This is a genomic window from Pararcticibacter amylolyticus (assembly GCF_003130405.1).
Taxonomy (GTDB): domain Bacteria; phylum Bacteroidota; class Bacteroidia; order Sphingobacteriales; family Sphingobacteriaceae; genus Arcticibacter; species Arcticibacter amylolyticus.
Genome location: NZ_QEAS01000013.1, coordinates 145,701 through 166,571 on the forward strand (window position 1 = coordinate 145,701; position 20,871 = coordinate 166,571).

The following is a 20,871-nucleotide window of genomic DNA, read 5'->3' on the forward strand; positions in this document are numbered from 1 at the left end:
CGGCATCTATCTGCTTATCTGTGAGCGTCTTCTCTTCATCCTGAAGAAGAAAACTTACTGCATACGACTTCTTTCCTTCGGGTAATTTATCACCTTCATATACATCGAACACATTGATTTCAGAAATCAGTCCTTTCTCTGTCCGCAATGCTACCTGCCTGAGCTGAGAGAACGTAACGTCTTTATTCAGCAGCATTGACAGATCACGCCTTACAGCAGGAAACTTCGAAACTTCTTTATATGCAATCTTGTTCTTTCTGATCGCCTTTAAAACAAGGTCCCAGTCAAAATCTGCATAAAGAACGTCCTTGTCGACCTCTGTTTTTTTTAGCACCTTACGGGCCACAGTTCCAAAATAAACTAATGGCTTATCTCCTTTACGGTACTGCTGCGCCTGGGTGAAATCAGCCGACTCGTATCCTTCCTCCGCAAGTCCCGAAATATTCAGACGCTTTACAATTGCATCCACCGCAGCTTTCAGGTTATAAAATGATGCAGGCTCACTCCCCTGGTTCCATTGCGTCACCTGCTTCTGGCCTGTAATAAATACAGCCAGACGCTGATTTTCCTTATATCCGGTTTCAGTCTTTTCATAGATCCGCCCAAATTCAAACAACTTCAAGTCCGGATTCTTTCTGTTCTGGTTATAAGCAATAGCTTCAAGTCCCGAATAAAGCAAGGTTTGTCTCATTGTATCCAGATCACTGCTCAGAGGATTTAAGATCTTTACAGCCGTTTCCTCATTTGCAGTATAAGCTGATTTTGTCAGCGAATTGGAAAGTATCTCAAGAAACCCGTTTGAAGCAAGCATATCAGCGATCTGATCCAGAACAGCTTCTTTATCTGGTTTGACCCCATAATTGAGCGAAGCACGGATCTGATTAGGAATCGCGATATTATTATACCCGTATATTCTTAAGATCTCTTCGATCACATCTACCTCACGGCTGACGTCCACTTTAAAGCTTGGCACTTCCAGGTCAAGCCCTTCGGAAGTTTCTGCAATAACAGATATCCCAAGTGAAGTGATAATTTCTTTTATAGTTCCGGGAGCAATTGGCTCCCCTATCAATCTGTTTACATTCTGATATGAGATGGATACCCTGAATGGAGCTACCGGCACCGGGTAAATGTCCTGTACGTCTGATGTTATTTCTCCTCCGGCTACCTCCTTTATGAGCAAAGCGGCACGCTTAAGTGCGAATACTGTCATTTCCGGATCAGTTCCCCGTTCAAACCTGAAAGAAGCATCCGTTTTTAAGCCATGGCGCTTCGAGGTCTTTCTTACAGAGACCGGATTAAAGCAGGCACTTTCAAGGAATACATTCCTGGTGGCTGATTTTACGCCGGATCTAATTCCTCCAAACACCCCGGCGATACACATAGGCTCTTCGGCATTACAGATCATCAGGTCTTCGGCCGACAGCTTACGTTCAACCTCATCAAGGGTTATAAAAGTGGTTCCTTCAGCACAATTCTTTACAGTTACTTTACCTCCCTTAATTTCATCAGCATCAAATGCATGAAGAGGCTGCCCTAACTCATGCAGAACATAGTTCGTAACATCAACGATGTTGTTAATAGGGCGAACACCAATCACCTGGAGCTTTTCCTTGAGCCAATCAGGAGAATCTTTTACTTCTACACCGGTGATGCTCAAAGAAGAATAACGGATGCAGGCTTTTTCATTCTCCACTTCTACACTAACTGCGCCATCGCGGTGCTCAGCTTTGAAGGAAGACACGTCCGGCATTATGACCGATGCTCTGAGAAATGCTGCCAGATCACGTGCTACTCCCAAATGCGAAGCAGCATCTGCCCTGTTAGGGGTAAGGCCGATTTCGAAAAGATAATCATCCTGTCTATTGAAATATTCTTTTACAGCCGTGCCTACCACAGCAGCCTCCGGCAGAACCATGATCCCGGCGTGAGATTCTCCCAGACCGATCTCATCTTCCGCACAAATCATCCCTTCGGACACTTGCCCTCTGATCTTGGATTTATTGATCTTAAAAGGTTCTCCGGATACAGGATACACTGTAGTACCAACCGTCGCCACCACCACCTTCTGGCCTGCTGCAACATTGGGTGCCCCGCATACAATTTGGAGATCGACCCCAGTACCAACATCAACCTTTGTCACCCTTAACCTGTCTGCATTAGGATGTTGGACACATTCCTTTACATAACCGATCACCAGTCCTTCAAGACCTCCGGGAATCGTTTGTACTTTCTCAAGGCTCTCAACTTCCAGCCCCGTACCGGTGAGGATCCTGGATATTTCCTCAGGGTTTTTATCGGTGTGAATAAACTGAGACAACCATTTATATGATATTTTCATTTTAAACTAATACTGGGTGAAGGGCAAAGATAGAAAATGAGAAGCAAGAGACAAGAAAGTTAAAAGTTGAAAGTTGAAACTCTGTTACATCAACCCCTCGTCTGCCATGCTCAGATAAGCATTATCACCAAAAATCAAATGATCCAGAACGGGTATATCAAGAAAAGCTCCCGCTTCACTTAACTTACGGGTCAGGCCAAGATCCGCCTGGCTGGGTTTGAGGTTACCCGAGGGATGATTGTGAGAAAGAATAACAGACGCCGCATGATTTTCGAGCGCTGTCTGAAAAATGACCTTTGGATCCGCTACCGTCCCCGATTGCCCTCCTTTACTGATCAGGTGATTCGACAATACGTTATTAGACCTGCTCAGGAGAACTACCCAGAACTCCTCATGGTTAAGATCAGCAAAATGCCGTTTCATTAACAGGAAGACATCACGACTGCCGGTAATCCGGTTCACCTTCCGGCTTTCCGTCTCCCGCCGCCTCCTGCCCAGCTCAAGCGCCGCAATAATCGTAATCGCTTTTGCCTCTCCAATGCCTTTGAATTTTGATAGCTCATTCACAGACAATCGTCCTAATTTTTCCAGATCATTGTCAAGATAATGAAGAATTCTCTTACTGAGTTCCACCGCAGTTTCGTCCCGGTTACCCGATCCGATAAGGATCGCAATTAATTCGGCTTCTGAAAGGCTCCTTCGTCCATGAGCAAGAAGTTTCTCTCTCGGACGGTCTTCCTCTGCCCAGGCTTTTATGGTAATTTTCTGGTTGTAGGTTTCCATGCCGAAATTTATAAAACCATTTTCTATTTATCTATAATTCCCTGGGGAAATGACACATATCACTTTTTTTTATGAGGAAAGCAAAAACCAAAACTGACAATAATCGTACTTATTCACATTAAGTTTATGTATCTTTAATGTAAATAAATCATTAAGCAATGAGTCGGATTTATAGAGCTCTCGGAGTCTTTCTATTAATTCTGGCGACTTTAAACTCGTCTGGACAGGACAAAAAACGACTGTTTTCCATTGATTTCTACGAAGGCACTCTCAGCCTCGAAATGGAAGAAACAATGCTCATAGATGTGCCGTCTGTGCCATCTGCTGAATCTGTCAAACATTTCTACGCAGCCGTAAGCAGGTCACATTATCAATCCCTGATAGACTCTTTGCTTTCCTTCAGGCAAAAATACCAGTTGAATGACTGGCTGTATTATCAGCTTATCCGGAAAACGGCACAGCAGATCAGCCCTAAAGCTGCAAATTACACCAGGTACACACTTTATAAATGGTTCCTGCTGGCAAGATCGGGTTACGACGCACGGCTGGCCCTGTCGCCCGACAAAATCATCTTCTATGTTTACAACAATGAAGATATCTCAGACATTCCTTTCTTTATGGTCGACAATAAGAAATTCATGTGTCTCAATTACCATGACTATCCGCGTGCCGACCTGAACCAGGATCCGCCAGTTCCCATTACCATAAAGGTTCCCGAAGCCAGGAAAGCATTCTCTTATAAGGTAACAAAAATGCCCGACTTTAAACCGGAAACCTATAGGGAAAAAGACCTGGAATTTAGCTATAAACAAAAAGTTTATCACTTCAGGGTAAAGTTAAATCCGGAGGTGGAAACCATCTTCAAAAACTATCCTGGTGTTGACTTTGAATCCTATTTCAATATTCCGCTGAGCAAGGAGACATATAGCTCTCTTATCCCGATGTTGAAAAAAAATGTAGAGCGCATGAATCAGAAAAAAGGGGTCGATTACCTGATGCGCTTTACCCGCTACGCCTTTCTTTACGAAGACGATGAAGAGAATTACGGCAAGGAGAAGCGGCTTTCGGCAGAAGAGACCTTATTCGCAAAATACAGCGATTGCGACGACAGGGCTGCATTGTTCTTCTACCTTGTAAAGGAAATTTACAACCTCCCGATGATAGCAGTATTATACCCTACTCACATTACAATGGCGGTTCAGTTCGACAAACCTGTCGGAAAGCCTATAATTTATAAAGGGAGAAGCTATTCTTTTTGTGAACCAACATTGCAAAAAGAAGACTTACACTTGGGGCAGATCTCTTCAAAGCTCAGAAACACGCCGTACGAAATCGTATATCAATACGATCCCCGGTAAACCCGGAATCTACCGGGATCGTATTGATTTAGTTCCTTTCCAATCCTCCTCCTACTGCCCGGTAAAGATCTACCGAGGTCAGGAAGACAGATTTTCTGGCTTCTATCATCTGAAGCTCAGCTTCAAGCATATTGCGCTGAGCTGTGATAATTTCAAGGTATGACGCTCTTCCTGCAAGGTAAAGATCCCTTGAAATGCCAACTGCCTCCTTCAGCGTTTGAAACTCCCTCTCCCGCTGATCGTAAACCTTTCTGAAATTATCCATACCGCTCAGAAATGAACTTACCTCCCTGAACCCGTCCAGAACTGTCTTCTGATAAGAATAAAAAGCCGTTTTCCTTTCAGCCAGCACTCTTTCATAAGTGCTTCTGATCTCTCTCCTGTTGAAAAGCGGCCCCGTTACTCCTCCAACCACGCCCCACGCAAGCGAAGATGGATTGAAAAGCACTTCAGCTCTAAAAGAGTTGTACCCCATAAACGGAGTAAGTACCAGGGATGGGAAAAACGCTGCCCTTGAAGCTCTTGTTTCAGATTCAGAAGCAACCAGCTCGAGTTCAGCCTGCTGGATATCCGGCCTGTTCAAAAGCATTTGCGAAGGAAGCCCTTTAAATAACTTCTCCGGGAGCTTCAGTTCCGAAACAAGCCTGTACCTTTTTACCTCCTGCGGATACCGGCCCAGTAAAAAATTAAGGTAATTCTCAGTCTCGGCTATCTGCTGGATTACCGTATGTTCCAGGCTTTTTGTATTATACAACTGTGCTTCAAACTGCTTAACAGCCAGTTCAGTTGCCCGGCCTCCCAGCTTCTGCACCCTGCTTAGTTCCAGCGCCTGCTCCTGTAGCTCAATATTCTTCCGGATCACCTTCAGCTTATTGTCAAACGCTGTCAGTTCATAATAAGCGGAAGCTACCTGGGCCGTCAGCATAGTAGAAACCAACTGCCTGCCTTTATTGCTTCCCAGAAAACGTGCAACCGCCGCCTTCTTGCGATGCCTGAGCTTTTTCCATAGGTCAAGCTCCCAGTTGCTCCTCAGACCCAGAAAGAAATTGGGAGTAGGGTCCGGAATTCTGCGGTCTCCATGAATGTTACCGGAAAGGTTAGTATCATAATTCCCTACTCCGTCAAGGGTATAATCTCCAAATTTCTCTACTCCTGCCGATACGACGGCATCAACAGAAGGAAGTACAGCAGCTCGGCTCTGACGAAGGACCGCACGTGCCATTTCAATACGTTCTGTTGCTATCAGCATATCAGGATTGTTCTTCAGCGCAGAATCAATAAGCGATAAGAGAAGTGTATCCCTAAAGAAATCCGACCGGTCCGGCCGCAGCACCTGAAGACTGTCGTATTTACCTTCATAAGCCTCCGGTAGCTTTAACTCCGGCAGGGGAGAAGTCTTCAGTGTTTTACAGTTAGAAAAAACAATAGATATGAAAAAAACGGTGATGATAATCCTAATATTCATTTTGAAACTCTGCCTCCTGGTTCATTTTCAACTGTTTGTCGTTTGTATCTGATTGCCCCTTTGCACTGTTCCCCGCAGCAAAACTTGCGAAGACAACATATAGTCCGGGGATAATCACAAGTCCGAAAATAGTACCGAATAGCATGCCTCCCGCAGCAGCAGTTCCGATAGACCGGTTACCAAGTGCTCCTGCACCGGTAGCAAGACATAAAGGAATTAAGCCGGCAATGAAGGCAAAAGAAGTCATCAGGATCGGCCTTAATCTCATCACCGATCCTTCAATAGCAGCTTTCAGTACGGTTAATCCCTGCTTCTGCCGCTGAATAGCAAATTCAACGATCAGAATTGCGTTCTTCCCAAGAAGCCCGATGAGCATTACAAGCGCTACCTGCGCATAGATGTTGTTCTCAAGCCCGAGAAGCTTCAGCGAAAAAAAAGCGCCGAAGATACCGGTCGGCAGAGAAAGAATCACCGGGAGCGGAAGCAGAAAACTCTCATATTGTGCAGCGAGCAGCAGATATACAAAAATGAGGCAGATAATAAATATATAGATTACCTGGTTTCCGGAAAGGATCTGTTCTCTTGTCATTCCCGACCACTCATAGGAGAACCCACGCGGCAGCTTCTCCGAAGCAACCCGCTCAACTGCCTGGATGGCATCGCCGCTGCTGAACCCCGGCGCAGCGTCCCCGTTGATCATAGCCGAAGTATACATATTGTATCGGGTTAGCTGTTCAGGGCCATACACCCTTTCCATTTTGATAAAAGTGGAAAATGGCACCATCTCCCCCTGCTTGTTCTTAATATATAAATGAAGCAGATCCTCGGGCTTAGTGCGATATTCGGGAGCTGCCTGAAGCATCACTTTATACATCTGGCCAAAGCGGATAAAGTTAGATGCATAATAACTTCCCATCAGGGTTTGAAGCGTACTCATTGCAGCCTCTGCACTGATTCCTTTTTTTGCCGCGATATCGTGATCCATGTGAATCAGATACTGCGGAAAACTTGCGTCGAAACTGGTGAAAGCACCTCGTATTTCGTCGCTTTTATTGAGTTCTTCAATAAAACTCCGGCTGACAGCCGCTGTTTTTTGCAGATCACCCGAACCGGTCTTATCCAGTAACCGCAGTTCAAAGCCACTGGAGTTTCCGAAACCTGGCACTGTTGGCGGTGGAAAAAACTGAATGGAAGCGTCTTTGATACCTTTCACCCTTTCTTCTAATTGCGCAATTACCTCCTGCACGCTCTCTTTCCTTTCGTCCCAGGATTTAAGATTGATCATCCCCATTCCGTAAGATGCCCCCGCAACCTCATTAACAAGACTATATCCTGCAAGAGTAGAGATTGATTCTACAGATCCTGCACTCTTTGTGCCTTCAAAAACCTGATCGAGCACCTCCTCCGTGCGCTCAAGAGTAGCGCCGGGAGGTGTCGTTACATTCACATAGATCATACCCTGGTCCTCGGTAGGAATGAATCCCCCCGGCAGAATGGTATTGACACCCCAGGTGAGAGCAATAAAGATAAACAGCACGACGAAAGTTACCGCGCGTCTGTTCCCGATCCATTTTACCATACCCGCATATTTCCCGGAGAGCCTGTTATACTTTGCATTAAATCCAGCAAAAAAGCCCGAAAGCAAGCCTCTTTTTGTTTCGCTGTTGTGGGCCGGTTTTAGCATCAGTGCACATAAAGCAGGCGTAAGGGTAAGCGCATTTATTCCGGATATAACAATGGAGATCGCAAGTGTGAGCGAAAATTGGCGGTAAAACACCCCTACCGGGCCATCAAGGAAAGCAACCGGTATAAACACTGCCGACATAACCAGCGTTATCGCAACAATAGCTCCAGAAATCTCTCTCATCGCTGTAACCGTTGCCTGCATCGGAGAAAGGTGTTCTTCTTCCATTTTCGCATGCACAGCTTCTACTACTACGATAGCATTATCCACTACGATCCCGATCGCCAGTACCAGGGCAAAAAGAGTTAACAGGTTTATAGAGAATCCAAGCACCTGCATAAAAAACAGGGTTCCGATGAGTGCTACCGGAACAGCCAGTGCGGGGATCAGGGTTGACCTGAAATCCTGAAGAAATATAAATACAACAATGAAGACTAATATGAAAGCTTCAAGCAGGGTCATTAACACGGATTGAATAGAGGCATCCAGGAAACGGGAAACATCATAATTAACATTATAGGTCATCCCGGGAGGGAAGGAAGTTTCCTGCAGTTCGGCCATTCGATCCTTTATACTGGTGATCACGTCCCTGGCATTCGAACCGGGCCGCTGTTTGATCATAATAGAAGCTGATGGCCTTCCGTCTGTCTTTGATACCATGCCGTAGGTAAGTGCGCCAAATTCAACTGAGGCCAAATCCTTCAGCTTCAGTGCCGATCCATCTGCATTTGCCCTGATTACAATATTTTCATATTGCGCCGGCTCGAAAAACTTTCCAGTATAGCGTAATACGTACTGCAATGCCTGGGCCTTTTTATCAGAACTCTCTCCCGTTTTTCCGGGCGCAGCTTCTACATTCTGGCTGCGTATGGCTTCTATGATCTCATCCGTGCTGACATTATAGGCAGCCAGCCGGTCAGGCTTAAGCCAAACGCGCATGGAATATTCTTTTGCACCCATTATTTCGGCGCGGCCGACACCATCTATCCGCTTTAATTCCTGCAGGACATTTATATCAGCAAAATTGTAAATAAAATCCTCTTTCATCGTGCTGTCTGAACTCATCACGTTCAGATACATCAGCATACTGTTCACCTCCTTTTCTGTTGTCACACCGGCTTTAATGACTTCTTCAGGAAGTTCGTCGATAATGGTAGATACACGGTTCTGGACATTTACAGCGGCCTGATCCGGATCTGTACCTACCTGAAAGAATACCTGTATCAGGGTAAGGCCGTCATTACTGGTTACAGACGACATATAAGTCATCCCCGGCACTCCATTTATGGCCCGCTCAAGGGGCGTAGCCACTGCCTTTGCACAAACCTCTGCATTGGCACCTGTATATTTAGCAGTTACAGTCACCGAAGGAGGGACAATATCGGGGAACTGGGTCACTGGTAGTGTAAATAAAGCCAGTGCCCCAAGAAGGGTTATAATAAGGGAGATGACCAGCGACAACACCGGCCTCCGGATAAACATTTCAAACATGTTTGCAGAGTTTTGAAATTAAAACTGAGAAATAAGAAAATGCAGATTGGTCTGTTAACGCGATGCTGTAAGGATGCTGTCCATCTTTACATATCTCGGTTTGATCTCAACACCATCCCTGATGTCCTGCAAGCCTTCGTAAACAATTTTATCACCCTGCTTTAACCCTTCACTTACGATATAAAAGTGCGAAAACCGCTTTACCGGCGATACACTCTGCATCTTTACCTTGTTTTCCCGACCCAGTAAAAAGACAAAGTTTTTATCCTGGATCTCAAAAACAGACTTTTGCGGCACAATAACGGCGTTCTTAATAGTTTGCGATAAAAGGATCCTCCCGGTTGCACCGTGCTTCAGATGCTTTTGCGGATTAGGAAAGGTTGCCCTGAACGCAATGGAACCCGTACTTTCCTCAAACTCACTTTCAACAGTTTCTATTGTACCGGGCTGAGAATACAGCGAACCGTCTGCCAGTACAAGACTCACCCTGTTCCAGTTTTTTTCTCTGCGCTCTTTGTTCCTGATGTATTGAAGATATTCATTCTCCGACACTTTAAAATAGGCATAAACCGATCCCACGTCCGATACACTTGTCAGCAATGTACCTTCACTGATCAAACTCCCTGTCTTCAAAGGAATGCGATCTATAAAGCCGTCAAAAGGCGCCCTGACATTCGCATAAGACAACCTCGCTGAGGCGAAAGTTGCAGCAGAACGGGCCTCCTCTATTCTCGAACGCAGAGCGCTCAGCTTCGCCTCGGCAACAGGCAGTTCAGATGAAGAGATCACCTTCTTATTAACCAGAAGTTTCACACGCTCAACTTCCAGTTCTGCCGCTTTTGCTTCAGCTACAATACTGTTAAGTGCAGCTTTCGCCCTGGCCAGCTCTGTTTTAAATTCTGTATCATTTATGCGGAACAGAAGCTGTCCTTTTTTCACCTCCTGCCCTTCGTCAACGTAAATACCATCAAGGAAGCCTCCAACCCGGGCTCTTACCTCTACATTTCTGACTGCTTCAATACCTGTTACATAACTATTCTGAAGGATAGTATCCTTCGTAATGATTTCGGTCACCGGATAAACGGATGTTCCCTTTTTTGAATTTTCCCCATGACTGCTCGAGCAGCCCTGCATAACAATCCCAATGGCCAGCAAACCGGCCAAAACAGATATACCTCTCATCTTTAAATGATTTTAACTAAACTCTCATTTTACAATTAATACGATTCCGCTCACTAAACCAGCGGCAAGGCTTAAAAGACGGCGTCAACGCCGGGAGAGGTTTAAAAGGGGCTTAACCGAAAAAGAAAATTATAATATCTCGGTAATGGAGGAGCTTGTGAACGATCAAAAAAGGTAACCGAACGCGGTAAAAGCGTTGTTATAGGCCTCAGAAAGCTGGTCACAAACAATACCGCCAGAAATACAAACTGAACCTCCGCTGACCGTCCGAAATAACGTTTAAAATAGATGTGAAAAGCCTGTCCGTCATCATCATGAAACGGAAGATCAAAGATCTCGATCAGGACATAATCCAGAAGCGTATCATAAAGAACAGGCTTTTGTGTAAGCTGATGAGATTGAAAAGAATACCGGTAAGTGTTTGGAATATAAACGAGCGTGTTGATGAAACAACACAACAGGAATATAAGCAGACATTTTCTCGATGCTTCCATAAGTTCTCTGCAAAATTAAAAAAAAAGAACGTTTTTGATTTTCAACTTTGCAAAATTCTTGTTATAAACATAACATATTAACATTTTTGAAATGAAATATGCCCGTTGTACAAAACAAAAAAGGGACGTATATACATATACGCCCCTTTTTTCTCAGTAAGAAAATATCTTATTGTAAGCCGTTAACAAACTTAGTCAATTTTGACTTATTGTTTGAAGCTTTGTTTTTGTGAATTACATTTCTTTTAGCGAGACGATCAAGCATAGAAATTACTTTAGTCAAAAGCGGTGAAGCTTCTTCTTTAGTTGTTGTGCTACGTAATTTCTTAATTGCGTTACGTGTAGTTTTAGCCTGGTAGCGGTTACGTAAGCGCTTTGCTGCATTAGCCCTGATTCTCTTAATCGCTGATTTATGATTTGCCATTTGTAAGCTTTTTGTCTTCTTAATTTCGGACTGCAAATATAGGGCGATATATTTAAAAATCAAACACCTAACAAATAATTTAAGCTATAAATATTCAAAAAGTTCCCGCAGACACAAAAATACCTGCTAAATTCTTCATCTTCAATCACACCAGCAGGGCACAGCCGTCAGCTGAAACAGCCAAACAAACCTGCTCTGCCAGATTTTTTTCTATAGAGCCGCATTATCTGTATTATTGTACTACCAGTCCTTTTTCTTTATCATGGTAAAAAAAACCGGCCGTCTGGCGGCCATCTTCGCAATCATCCTGTTATGCACATCCTGGGGATTCTACAGCCATCGCCGCATCAGCTATATGGCAGTCTTTACCCTCCCCCCGCCGATGATCCGATTCTATAAGAATAATATCAGTTTCATTTCCGATCACTCTGTCGATCCGGATAAAAAAAGATATACAGATCCCGAAGAAGGCGCCCGTCATTTCTGGGACAGTGAGAGGTATGGAAAAAAACCATTCGACAGTATCCCCGTAAAATGGAACGACGCCGTCACAAAATATACGGCAGACACACTCAAGCTCTACGGAACGGTTCCCTGGCAAATAGAAAAAACGTATTACAGGCTCGTAAATGCTTTCAAAGAGCGCGATTCTATCCGCATTCTGCGGATGTCGGCAAATCTGAGTCATTATATCTCCGATGCACATGTTCCATTACATGCCACCCAAAACTACAATGGCCAGTTTACCAATCAGACCGGCATTCACGCTTTCTGGGAAAGCAGGCTTCCCGAACTTTTTTCACAGCGTTACGACTTTGCGGTTGGGAAAGCGCGATACATTGAAAACCCGCTTAAAGAAGCCTGGAGTATTCTAAAGGGATCATATTCCGGCAAAGATTCAGTTTTCTCCATTGAGAAAGAACTCAGCGAAAAATTTCCCTCAGATAAAAAATACAGTTACTCAGAAAGAAATGGCAAAATTATCCGGCAGTACTCTCTCGCCTATTCTGCAGCATATCATAAGGCTCTTAAGGGTATGGTAGAGAAACGAATGCGGTCGGCTATACTCGAAACCGGGTGCTTCTGGTATTCAGCATGGGTAGATGCAGGACAGCCTGATCTCAGCGGCTTTAAGACTGGTAAATCAAAAAGAACACAATCCGGCCAGGAAGACGACCAACCATTCAAAAACACAAAGATACTTGGCAGGCCCGATCTTTAGTCAATACTAAATCCCGGTATCAGGTGTCCCGCTCTTAGCCTTTCTCCCTTTGATAAACTCAAACAAAGGCGGCAAAAGCGAAATAAAAATAATCGCAAGGATCACATAAGTAAAGTTCTTCTGTATGAAGGCTATATTTCCAAAGAAATAGCCGGCAAACAAAAATGCTGCTACCCATAATATACCTCCGACCACATTATACGATGCAAACTTGCCGTAGCTCATGGTTCCAACCCCGGCTACAAAAGGAGCAAAAGTGCGTACGATCGGGACGAAACGGGCATAAATAATGGTTTTTCCCCCATGCTTTAAATAGAACGTCTGTGTCTTTTCCAGGTATTCCTTCTTCAAAAGCTTGTACTTACCGCTGAAGGCCTTCGGCCCTATATAATCCCCGATATGATAATTGGCCATATCACCAAGAATAGCGGCAATTATCAGGAGCAGGCACATCAGGAAGATGTTCAGATCCGTCTCAGGTTTTGCAATGATTGCTCCTGTTGCAAAGAGCAGTGAATCTCCCGGCAGGAACGGCGTGACCACCAGGCCAGTCTCCGCGAAAATAATAACAAACAAGATTAAATAAGTCCATGTTTGATAATTGTTTACAACTTCAACAAGATGTTTGTCGATATGTAAAATAAAATCGATCAGTGATTGAATAAATTCCAAGGCGTCAAATATATTGTTGCAAAAATAATAATATAGAGCAGATAATTAGCTTCCTCAGGAATTCTCTACCGTTTATTTTCCCGCAGCCAGAGCTTATACTTGTTTTGCGGTGCCCCGCGGAGATAAAGAGTATATATCTTCCTTGACCGGGGATGGAAGTCGATACTTGACAAACTGCCGGTATTCGTTCCGGCAATATATACATCTATCGTATGTCTGCTGGTATCGATGGTGGTATACTGGCTGACATTCAAATATTCCTGTCCTGTAAATAAGTTCTTATTATCCCTGATCGATACATCAACCTTTCCGGCCGCAGAGCTGAGATTGACAAATCTCACCTTTGCGTGCTTTACAGAGTCAGGTGCAGTAAAATTATCCTCTGTCAATACCAAATTCTTTTGAGAAGCCGTGCCTGCCAAAAAACAGCTGTAGTACTTATCACGAATTAGCTCCCCGGTATTCTTAGTCAGCAGATCAGAGGCACTCCCGCCATTGGGAACCACCGATATTTCGCGATTACCCGAATATATCTGATTGTAGCCACTGGCACTATCAACCTCAACGCTCCCGGTCCTTAGCCTGTTTCCATCGATCATAAAATCCACTCCGTCATTCGAATCCTCTCTGCTATTCACAAAATTAACATAGGATCTTAGTGGCCGGTTTTCATCATCGCCTTCTACGCAACTTGCCAGCATACATGCCCAGGCAAACAATAATAGAACCCTTATCCCTCCTTTTGTCAAGAAAATGCTTAATCCCATCTTATTACTAAACCCATTGTTAACACGGTAAAAATACAATATTTACCTCCTCTCCTGAAACAAAAAAGGCGACCATAATAGTCACCTTTTTTCTTCCGGTAGTTGTAGCAGATTCTTTACAGTGCTCCGGTATGATCAACTCTATTCAGCTTGAGAGCTTTGCTTTCACTCGCGGGAGTTTTATGACCACTTAAATAAATCGTATACGATTTCCCTGCTGTCGGAGAAAAACTAAGCGTTGCAAGAGTAGATGTGGTGCTTCCAGCAGTGTAAACATCTACAGTAGTTGCAGCTGCGGGATACTCCTTAAACTCAGGAGCAGTAGCTCCCTGTGTGCCGTGAAATTTTATAGCGCTGAGTTTAACAGGTGCAGAGCCGGAAGTTTCACTGGTCAGGGTAACATCAACATCTCCTGCGCTCTTGCTGGCGTTGACAAAGCGGATAGCAACCTTATCAGCAGCAGGGGTAATTAACTTATCTTCTACCACAAATGAAGAGTCACCGGCGCCTGCCAGGTAAACCGAATATGTACCACTTATGGAAGGAACCCCCCCCCGTACATAGTAGTCCTTATCCGATGTAGTCTTTATAAATCCCAGAAATGCCCCTCCTACCAGATTTTCATAATATGGAGTATTTGACCCGTAGTTGATAGGGGTTTCAAGAAACTGACGGTCATAGAAGAAATAAGCCTGCGGTGTATTTGCATCAGCATTCACTATCATTACAGTGGAATATACAGGCTCATAATCATTTTTACTTTTCAAACACGAGCTCAACAACAACACGGCCATGGCCATAAAAATGCCATTGGAAATATATCTCAGGGATTTCTTAGGCATGTAAACATTCATATTCATAATAGTTCCAGTTTGCTTATTTTATCTAAATAACTCAAAAATACCCATACGTATTGCATGAAGGTAACGCGACACTAAATTAAAATTAAAAATACAAAAGTCCGGCCAATACTTTGACCGGACCATTCATTACCATCCTATCCAACTGAATTAAAATCTTTAGTTATGCGCTACTATCTGTGTAGATACCTCACTGGACCCTTTTATCACAACAGTGTAGATCTTTCCCGCTGCAAGATTAGCAAACCGCAAAGCAATGGGATTTGACGAGGTGCCGGATACGTTTGCATTCAGCAATGCTAAGCCAGCATCCACTTCGATAAAGTTACTAACCTTACCATAACCCAGCCCGGTAATAAGATTCTGGCCTGATTCTGTACCAATATCTACACTATTATCTACTTTAGTACTCAGATGCACAAATCTAACCTTAGCTTTACCGGAAGCGGGGGCAGTTAACGATCCATCTTCAGCAACAGTAACCTTTGCGGCGTTACCGGTTCCGGAAAGGATAACTGTATAATTGTTATTATTCTTGAAATCCACTTTCTGCGAAGCGTAAACTTCTGTTGAGCCAGACTTCTTGAACTCCAGGTTCTTATTGTTTCCTGAATTAGCAGTTGCGACATATCCCTGTGATTCACCTTCCGCAACTGTAGTGATTTTTGTTCCTTCAAGGTATAATTCCTGGCTTCCCGACCCTTCTGCGGCATTTACTACCTTGAGATTCAGCGACATTCCTTCTTCAATATTATCATCGTCAGAACATGAACTGAATACTGTTGTAAAGGCAATTACTGCGGCAAATAAGGAAATCTTTCTAAATAGTGTTTTACTTGTTTTCATAGTCATTATATTTATTTAACATTATTCTGCAAAATGATGATATATCAAAATTAAATTCCGACTTACATCTCCTGCAATGACTACTGAAAGGCAAATTTGAGGCCATTCGGTTGTGCTCGCATTTCAACTCCGCTCAACAGGCCACTAACAAATAGAAATAAAAAATGGGTATCCGGAACCGGATACCCATTTTTTATATTTGAGCCGCCTTACTCTCAGACTGTTATCAATTTGGCAATTTGCAATCAGAGAACGAGGCTAAAATTAACATTATCTTAATAAACTGTACCCAAAACTATGCATAAGTGTTTAGCATTACGGGCATAACCAGCATCAGGATATCCTCTTTATCATCGTTTGTCTGAGGAATTAACAGGCCGGCACGGTTAGGAGTGCTCATTTCAAGGGTTACTTCCTCTCCGCTCATATTATTTAACATTTCGATCAGAAAACGGGCATTAAAGCCGATCTCCATGTCTTCACCTTCATACTGGCAGCTTAAACGCTCGTGAGCTTCATTCGCAAAATCAATATCCTCTGATGATATATTCAATTCACTTCCTGTAATTTTCAGCCGTACCTGGTGAGTAGTCTTATTCGCAAAAATAACCACACGTCTCAGAGAAGCAAGGAACAATGCCCGGTCGATAGTCATCAGGTTTGTATTGTTTCTTGGAATTACGGCTTCATAGTCGGGATAACGTTCATCGATCAGTCGGCATATCAGGTTGATGTTTCCAAAGCGGAAAAACGCACTGGTATTATTATATTCAACCGAAACGTTCACATCATCAGAAGGAAGCGAAGACTTCAGCAGGGTCAGCGCTTTTTTAGGGAGGATAAAAGAAGTCGTCTGCTCAGACTTTGTATCTTTTCTCCTGTAGCGCACAAGTTTATGAGCGTCGGTAGAAACAAATGTGAGATGAGATGGAGTGAGTTCACAGAACACCCCCGTCATAGCTGGCCTCAATTCATCATTACTTACCGCAAAAAGAGTTTTATTAATTGCCTCAGAAAGCACCGAAGCCGGTAAGTTCACAGCGGATGCATTTTCTACCGTTGGGATCTTTGGAAAATCATCACCATTCTCCCCGCTGAGTTTATACTTTCCGTCTCCTGCATTGATTTCAACCGCAAAGGTACTGTCATCTACATTGAAGGCAATAGGCTGATCCGGGAGTGTTTTCAACGTATCGAGCAGGATCTTGGACGGGATCGCAATCTTCCCTTCCTCTTTTGACTCAACCGGCAGAGAGGTCGTCATGCTTGTCTGAAGGTCAGTAGCCGAAATCGTTAAAATACCCTCTTTTATTTCAAAGAGAAAATTTTCGAGTATAGGCAAAACCGTACTACTGCTGGATGCCCCGTTTACCGCCTGCAACTGCTTTAATAAAGTTGACGTCGAAACAATAAATCTCATATTTTAAATAAATAAATTTCTAGAAATAAGGCTCCTGCGAAAAACAGCCTTCAACAACCAAAAATAGAAAAGAAAACGCAAGTTTCAAGGAAGATTTAACTATTAATATACCGCTTAGCCGCAACCTGCTTTCCGCAGTCAGATGTAGTCGGTCAGATAAGTTTGCAAGATATAGGCTGCGGGCAGTTCAGGCAATGGCTGAACACTGATTGCTAACCGCTTATACTCCGTACCGTTTCTTTCTGTAAAAGAATTGTACCAGTCCGGCCAGTATCAGCAGTAAAAGCGGACTCAGCACACAAAGCAACTGCCAGTTGAGCTTTTCAGTCTTTATCTGTGCACGATCCAGCAACCGCATCTTCACTTCCTTACTCCTCAGTTCTATAATACCTGAATCATCGGTAAGATAATCGACAACATTCAGCAGGAAATTCTTATTTCCGTATTGCTGCCCGGTGTATCTGTCAAATCCAAGAGGAAAAGGCGAACCATCCTGCGTGCTTACCTGGTTCTTTAAAATATCCCCGTCTGCGACAATGATCATCCTGGCAGGTACACTTTTCTCCGGAAGCTGTTCAGTAGTATTGATCCCTTCAGGTACCGGCCGGTTACTGAAATCAGAAGGAAACATCCCCTCCAGCAATACCCCAACTGGCTTTGGATCACTGCGAAATGCCCGCGGATCAGGCTCCTGTTCCACCATCTGCAACGAAAGCGTAGTGGGGACATTCAGCGTACGGCTAAACGGAGAAGACGATAAAATAACCTGTTTGCTCACCCCCTTTACGGCAATAGTATCAATGGTGCTGGCGAATTCGCTGCGAATACCATCAAGGTTCTTTACCACAGGATGCTTAGACACAGGCATAAAAACCGGATAAAACAACCAGGGTACCATCTGTATCTGCGCCTGCCCTCCGGCATTACCCACATTCAGTGGAATTTGAGCACAGTTCATATCTGCAATCAGGTTGTAATTGATCCTTACCCCATACCGAAACAGCATATCATCCAGATTTAGCTTCTTCGAAAAGGCTAGCTGCGAACCCATGCCCCGCAAGCTATCCAATTCCGCATTGACATTATCAATTACCCAGAACATACTGCCCCCCCGCATAAGGAAGCGGTCAATCTTATATTTCTCAGCCTCCGTAAACGATGAATCCGGTTTGGGAACGATGAGAAGCTTTAGCTTATCAAGGCCGCTGAATGAAATCGTCTTCAGGTTTACCCTCCCGGTTTCATAGGCTCCCTGAAGAGTAGACATGGCATCAGCAAGCTGTAAATCTGATAATTCCTTATGCCCTTCTGTGAAACCGATCCTTTGTCTCCCCCCGCTTTTTACTTTTCTGATGGCACTTGTGAACGCATATTCCAGGTTCTGTACCGAATTATTTAAAACCTCTTCCGGAGATGCTCCCATCTTGTTCTGGAAAAAATTCACTGGCATCTCAATCCCTTTGTAGATCACCAGGGCCGATGGAAATATAAGCTTCTGCGACATCCCCTCTTCAGTTTTAACACTGAGGTTAGTAGGAGTAAGGCCTTTTGCGGCCAATTGCTGGTACAGTTCATTATTACTTTCTTCACTTCCGGAGGAAGGATTCACAAAACTGAAATGCAAATGTCCGTTTGAATACGCTTTAAAGTCGGTCAGCAGGTCACGCACCTCCGACCTCAATCTTTTAAATCCTGCAGGAAACTCACCTTCAAGATAAACCGTCACCTGCATATCTTCCCGAAGGGAAGCAAGCTCGGCTTTACTGATGTCAGACAACGTATATCTTTTCTCCCTCGTGAAATCTATCCTCGTGAAAAAATAAGCGGAGAATACATTCAACACTGCAATCGCCACTACGAAAGCCGCCAGATACGTCAGATCCTGTTTCCTCCGGTTTACCATTTTCTGCCCCCCAGTACTGTCTTTGTTAAAACAAGAAAGAATGCGATAAAACTGAGAAAATAAAACAGATCACGTGTGTCCAGCACGCCTCGGCTCATCGACAGATAGTGCTCATTGATGCCGGCGGCCGTAACATAAGAGTCTACAGACTGCAGCGAAAGCAGCCTGCTTAAAGATTCAAACCCCATAAAGGCGAAAAAGCTGATAAAAACAGCCAGAACGAATGAAATGATTTGATTCCTGCTAAGGGAGGAGGCAAAAATACCAACAGAAACAAAAGCCGTCCCTAAAAGAAACAAGCCTATATACGATCCAATGACAGCGCCGGTATCAATATTTCCCGCCGGGTTTCCTAATTGATAAACAGCAATATACCAGATACCTGTTGGCACAAGTGATACCAGGACAATCAGCACACAGGCAAAAAACTTTCCCAGAACTATCTGCCAGTCAGTCAAAGGACTGGTAGCAAGCAATTCGAATGTCCCCTCCTTCCTTTCTTCAGCCAGTGAGCGCATTGTTATCGCGGGGATCAGGAACATGAAAATATAAGGAACAATATTGAAGAGGCTGTCGAGGCCAGCATAACCATACTCAAGAATGCTGCTGTCAGGAAAAACCCACAAAAACAGTCCCGCAACAAGAAGAAACACCCCAATTGCCATATAGGCCACAAGGGAACTAAAAAAACTGTTGATCTCCTTATTAAAAACCGCAAGCATAGGTCATGAATAGAATTAAAACTGGTAACCCACCTTCACTGCCCAAAAATTAATGTTCCCCCCATCCCTGGTCCACGATTCATAGCGTACACCAGTATTCACAGATGCCTTATCTGTAAAATGCCACGAAGCCCCGATTCCGGGCGCCAGGATAAAAGACGAACCTGCATTTTTCTGAACACCAAGGGCCGTACCAATTTCCATCTGCCCATATACAGAACGATTGATATAAAGCTTTCCGCCTGCTTTCATTGGGATATAGGAACGTGTATCTGTATTCTGGCTTTTCCCTCCCTGGTAGAAAGACATCAGCCCGGCAGTACCCGTTGCATAAAAAAATCTGGTTACCGGTATATCCAGGCCTCCTGCGCCACCAAAACCAAAGCCAAAATTCTTTCCATATTCACCATCCGGGATTGAAAATTCAAGATCAGCATTAAATCTCGGTCTCACAGGAGAAGGCCACTTACTCTTCTGCTGAGAAAGAGCGTATTGAGACGTTACTGCAAGCAATAAAGCTATTACTAATCTTTTCATAATTCCTTATACAAAGAAAGTGATTCTTAATTTTAAATTCTAAATCTTTTTACCCCTTCACCTTCCAGCTGTCATTGTCATTATTACAATCCGGCAGCACGTGATCGGGGTCAAGTGTAACAGAAGAAACCTCCTCAGTTGACGGGAAGAGAAACGTCCAGCTGCTATTCTGCTTCCATATTTCCACAGGCAGCCGGGTCCGCGATACAACCCCGCTTTTGGTTTTCACTTCAACAATCACAGGCATCGGCATCTTCTGCAAATTCGCCACTGTAATCAGGATTCCTTTTTCAGGGTTATTCTTATAATAACTAACCCCGGTGATCGCCTGATCCATTTTCCAGCTCTTTGAGAACCATCCCCGCCAGAACCACGAAAGATCTTCTCCTGCAACATTCTCAATTGTCCTGAAAAAATCCTCCGGAACAGGATGTTTAAAAGCCCACCGGTCAATGTATGCTTTAAAGGCCCTGTCAAACCTTTCCTCTCCCAAAATCACTTCACTTAACACTCTCAGCCCAAGGGCTGGTTTAAAATAAACCAGCATAGCAATATTTTGTTCCTTCATATTATCCGGACTGACCATCATCGCTTCCAGCTTGGGATCGGCAAATATTCTTGCCCATTTGTGCATGTCCTCCTTATTCTTCGCATACTCCCCTTTATTAAAGGTTTCAGTAGACAAATAATTAATAAAAGT

The 20,871-nt window shown here is 43.9% G+C and carries 18 protein-coding genes; 2 read left to right on the top strand and 16 right to left on the bottom strand.

Annotated elements, in window-relative coordinates:
• Positions 1-2,341 (bottom strand): phenylalanine--tRNA ligase subunit beta (pheT, locus tag DDR33_RS16380; protein ID WP_158280774.1); only part of this gene is annotated, 2,341 nt, incomplete at its 3' end.
• An 84-nt stretch (positions 2,342-2,425) separates the two neighbouring features.
• Positions 2,426-3,124, bottom strand: coding sequence for a RadC family protein (gene radC, locus DDR33_RS16385; RefSeq protein ID WP_109416884.1), 699 nt, complete (start codon positions 3,122-3,124; stop codon positions 2,426-2,428).
• Positions 3,125-3,282: 158 nt separating this feature from the next.
• Here radC and DDR33_RS16390 point away from each other — a divergent pair, with 158 nt between their 5' ends.
• On the top strand, positions 3,283-4,482 hold the full coding sequence (locus DDR33_RS16390; RefSeq protein WP_238387832.1) for a hypothetical protein: 1,200 nt from the start codon (positions 3,283-3,285) through the stop codon (positions 4,480-4,482).
• Between the two features lie 28 nt (positions 4,483-4,510).
• On the opposite strand, the gene DDR33_RS26720 is transcribed toward DDR33_RS16390, so the two are convergent.
• From DDR33_RS26720 to rpsT, 5 genes are all read right to left on the bottom strand, one after another.
• Entirely contained in the window at positions 4,511-5,947 is a 1,437-nt protein-coding gene (locus tag DDR33_RS26720; RefSeq protein ID WP_109416885.1) for a TolC family protein, read from the bottom strand.
• Positions 5,937-9,122 carry an efflux RND transporter permease subunit gene (locus DDR33_RS16400; RefSeq protein WP_109416886.1) on the bottom strand — a complete coding sequence of 1,062 codons (3,186 nt, stop codon included), beginning with the start codon at positions 9,120-9,122 and terminating at the stop codon, positions 5,937-5,939. The genes DDR33_RS26720 and DDR33_RS16400 overlap by 11 nt, the downstream gene beginning before the upstream one ends.
• Positions 9,123-9,176: 54 nt before the next feature.
• Complete coding sequence (locus DDR33_RS16405) at positions 9,177-10,304, bottom strand: efflux RND transporter periplasmic adaptor subunit (protein ID WP_109416887.1); 1,128 nt, start codon at positions 10,302-10,304, stop codon at positions 9,177-9,179.
• 101 nt (positions 10,305-10,405) lie between these two features.
• Positions 10,406-10,798, bottom strand: coding sequence for a hypothetical protein (locus tag DDR33_RS16410; RefSeq protein WP_109416888.1), 393 nt, complete (start codon positions 10,796-10,798; stop codon positions 10,406-10,408).
• Between the two features lie 169 nt (positions 10,799-10,967).
• Positions 10,968-11,222, bottom strand: a complete 255-nt coding sequence (gene rpsT / locus DDR33_RS16415; protein ID WP_109416938.1) for a 30S ribosomal protein S20 — start codon at positions 11,220-11,222, stop codon at positions 10,968-10,970.
• A gap of 262 nt (positions 11,223-11,484) precedes the next feature.
• Here rpsT and DDR33_RS16420 point away from each other — a divergent pair, with 262 nt between their 5' ends.
• The gene (locus DDR33_RS16420; protein ID WP_109416889.1) at positions 11,485-12,444 is read left to right on the top strand and encodes a zinc dependent phospholipase C family protein; all 960 of its coding nucleotides are present in this window, start codon (positions 11,485-11,487) and stop codon (positions 12,442-12,444) included.
• A 6-nt stretch (positions 12,445-12,450) separates the two neighbouring features.
• Here the strand turns inward: DDR33_RS16420 and DDR33_RS16425 are convergent, their stop codons facing one another.
• The 9 genes from DDR33_RS16425 to DDR33_RS25920 all read right to left on the bottom strand — a co-directional run.
• Positions 12,451-13,116, bottom strand: a complete 666-nt coding sequence (locus DDR33_RS16425; RefSeq protein ID WP_109416890.1) for a DedA family protein — start codon at positions 13,114-13,116, stop codon at positions 12,451-12,453.
• A 65-nt stretch (positions 13,117-13,181) separates the two neighbouring features.
• Complete coding sequence (locus DDR33_RS16430; protein ID WP_158280775.1) at positions 13,182-13,817, bottom strand: DUF4397 domain-containing protein; 636 nt, start codon at positions 13,815-13,817, stop codon at positions 13,182-13,184.
• Positions 13,818-13,999: 182 nt separating this feature from the next.
• Complete coding sequence (locus DDR33_RS16435; RefSeq protein WP_109416892.1) at positions 14,000-14,743, bottom strand: DUF4397 domain-containing protein; 744 nt, start codon at positions 14,741-14,743, stop codon at positions 14,000-14,002.
• 159 nt (positions 14,744-14,902) lie between these two features.
• A complete protein-coding gene (locus tag DDR33_RS16440) occupies positions 14,903-15,589 on the bottom strand; it encodes a DUF4397 domain-containing protein (protein ID WP_158280776.1) in 687 nt (228 codons plus the stop codon).
• A 295-nt stretch (positions 15,590-15,884) separates the two neighbouring features.
• On the bottom strand, positions 15,885-17,009 hold the full coding sequence (gene dnaN / locus DDR33_RS16445; RefSeq protein WP_109416894.1) for a DNA polymerase III subunit beta: 1,125 nt from the start codon (positions 17,007-17,009) through the stop codon (positions 15,885-15,887).
• Between the two features lie 220 nt (positions 17,010-17,229).
• Positions 17,230-18,912 (bottom strand): gliding motility-associated ABC transporter substrate-binding protein GldG, encoded by a 1,683-nt coding sequence (gldG, locus tag DDR33_RS16450; protein ID WP_109416895.1) that lies wholly within the window; start codon positions 18,910-18,912, stop codon positions 17,230-17,232.
• Complete coding sequence (gene gldF / locus DDR33_RS16455) at positions 18,906-19,634, bottom strand: gliding motility-associated ABC transporter permease subunit GldF (RefSeq protein ID WP_109416896.1); 729 nt, start codon at positions 19,632-19,634, stop codon at positions 18,906-18,908. Before gldF ends, gldG begins: the two co-directional genes overlap by 7 nt.
• Positions 19,635-19,649: 15 nt before the next feature.
• Entirely contained in the window at positions 19,650-20,171 is a 522-nt protein-coding gene (locus DDR33_RS16460) for an outer membrane beta-barrel protein (protein ID WP_109416897.1), read from the bottom strand.
• 49 nt (positions 20,172-20,220) lie between these two features.
• Positions 20,221-20,871: M1 family aminopeptidase (locus DDR33_RS25920; RefSeq protein WP_162302651.1), on the bottom strand; the 651-nt coding region annotated here is incomplete at its 5' end.

What these genes read in the sequence shown, in the direction of transcription:
- radC (WP_109416884.1), bottom strand. Translation starts at nt 3,124, where the DNA reads ATGGAAACCTACAACCAGAAAATTACCATAAAAGCCTGGGCAGAGGAA.
- DDR33_RS16390 (WP_238387832.1), top strand. Translation starts at nt 3,283, where the DNA reads ATGAGTCGGATTTATAGAGCTCTCGGAGTCTTTCTATTAATTCTGGCG.
- DDR33_RS26720 (WP_109416885.1), bottom strand. Translation starts at nt 5,947, where the DNA reads ATGAATATTAGGATTATCATCACCGTTTTTTTCATATCTATTGTTTTT.
- DDR33_RS16400 (WP_109416886.1), bottom strand. Translation starts at nt 9,122, where the DNA reads ATGTTTGAAATGTTTATCCGGAGGCCGGTGTTGTCGCTGGTCATCTCC.
- DDR33_RS16405 (WP_109416887.1), bottom strand. Translation starts at nt 10,304, where the DNA reads ATGAGAGGTATATCTGTTTTGGCCGGTTTGCTGGCCATTGGGATTGTT.
- DDR33_RS16410 (WP_109416888.1), bottom strand. Translation starts at nt 10,798, where the DNA reads ATGGAAGCATCGAGAAAATGTCTGCTTATATTCCTGTTGTGTTGTTTC.
- rpsT (WP_109416938.1), bottom strand. Translation starts at nt 11,222, where the DNA reads ATGGCAAATCATAAATCAGCGATTAAGAGAATCAGGGCTAATGCAGCA.
- DDR33_RS16420 (WP_109416889.1), top strand. Translation starts at nt 11,485, where the DNA reads ATGGTAAAAAAAACCGGCCGTCTGGCGGCCATCTTCGCAATCATCCTG.
- DDR33_RS16430 (WP_158280775.1), bottom strand. Translation starts at nt 13,817, where the DNA reads ATGCTGGCAAGTTGCGTAGAAGGCGATGATGAAAACCGGCCACTAAGA.
- DDR33_RS16435 (WP_109416892.1), bottom strand. Translation starts at nt 14,743, where the DNA reads ATGAATATGAATGTTTACATGCCTAAGAAATCCCTGAGATATATTTCC.
- DDR33_RS16440 (WP_158280776.1), bottom strand. Translation starts at nt 15,589, where the DNA reads ATGAAAACAAGTAAAACACTATTTAGAAAGATTTCCTTATTTGCCGCA.
- dnaN (WP_109416894.1), bottom strand. Translation starts at nt 17,009, where the DNA reads ATGAGATTTATTGTTTCGACGTCAACTTTATTAAAGCAGTTGCAGGCG.
- gldG (WP_109416895.1), bottom strand. Translation starts at nt 18,912, where the DNA reads ATGGTAAACCGGAGGAAACAGGATCTGACGTATCTGGCGGCTTTCGTA.
- gldF (WP_109416896.1), bottom strand. Translation starts at nt 19,634, where the DNA reads ATGCTTGCGGTTTTTAATAAGGAGATCAACAGTTTTTTTAGTTCCCTT.
- DDR33_RS16460 (WP_109416897.1), bottom strand. Translation starts at nt 20,171, where the DNA reads ATGAAAAGATTAGTAATAGCTTTATTGCTTGCAGTAACGTCTCAATAC.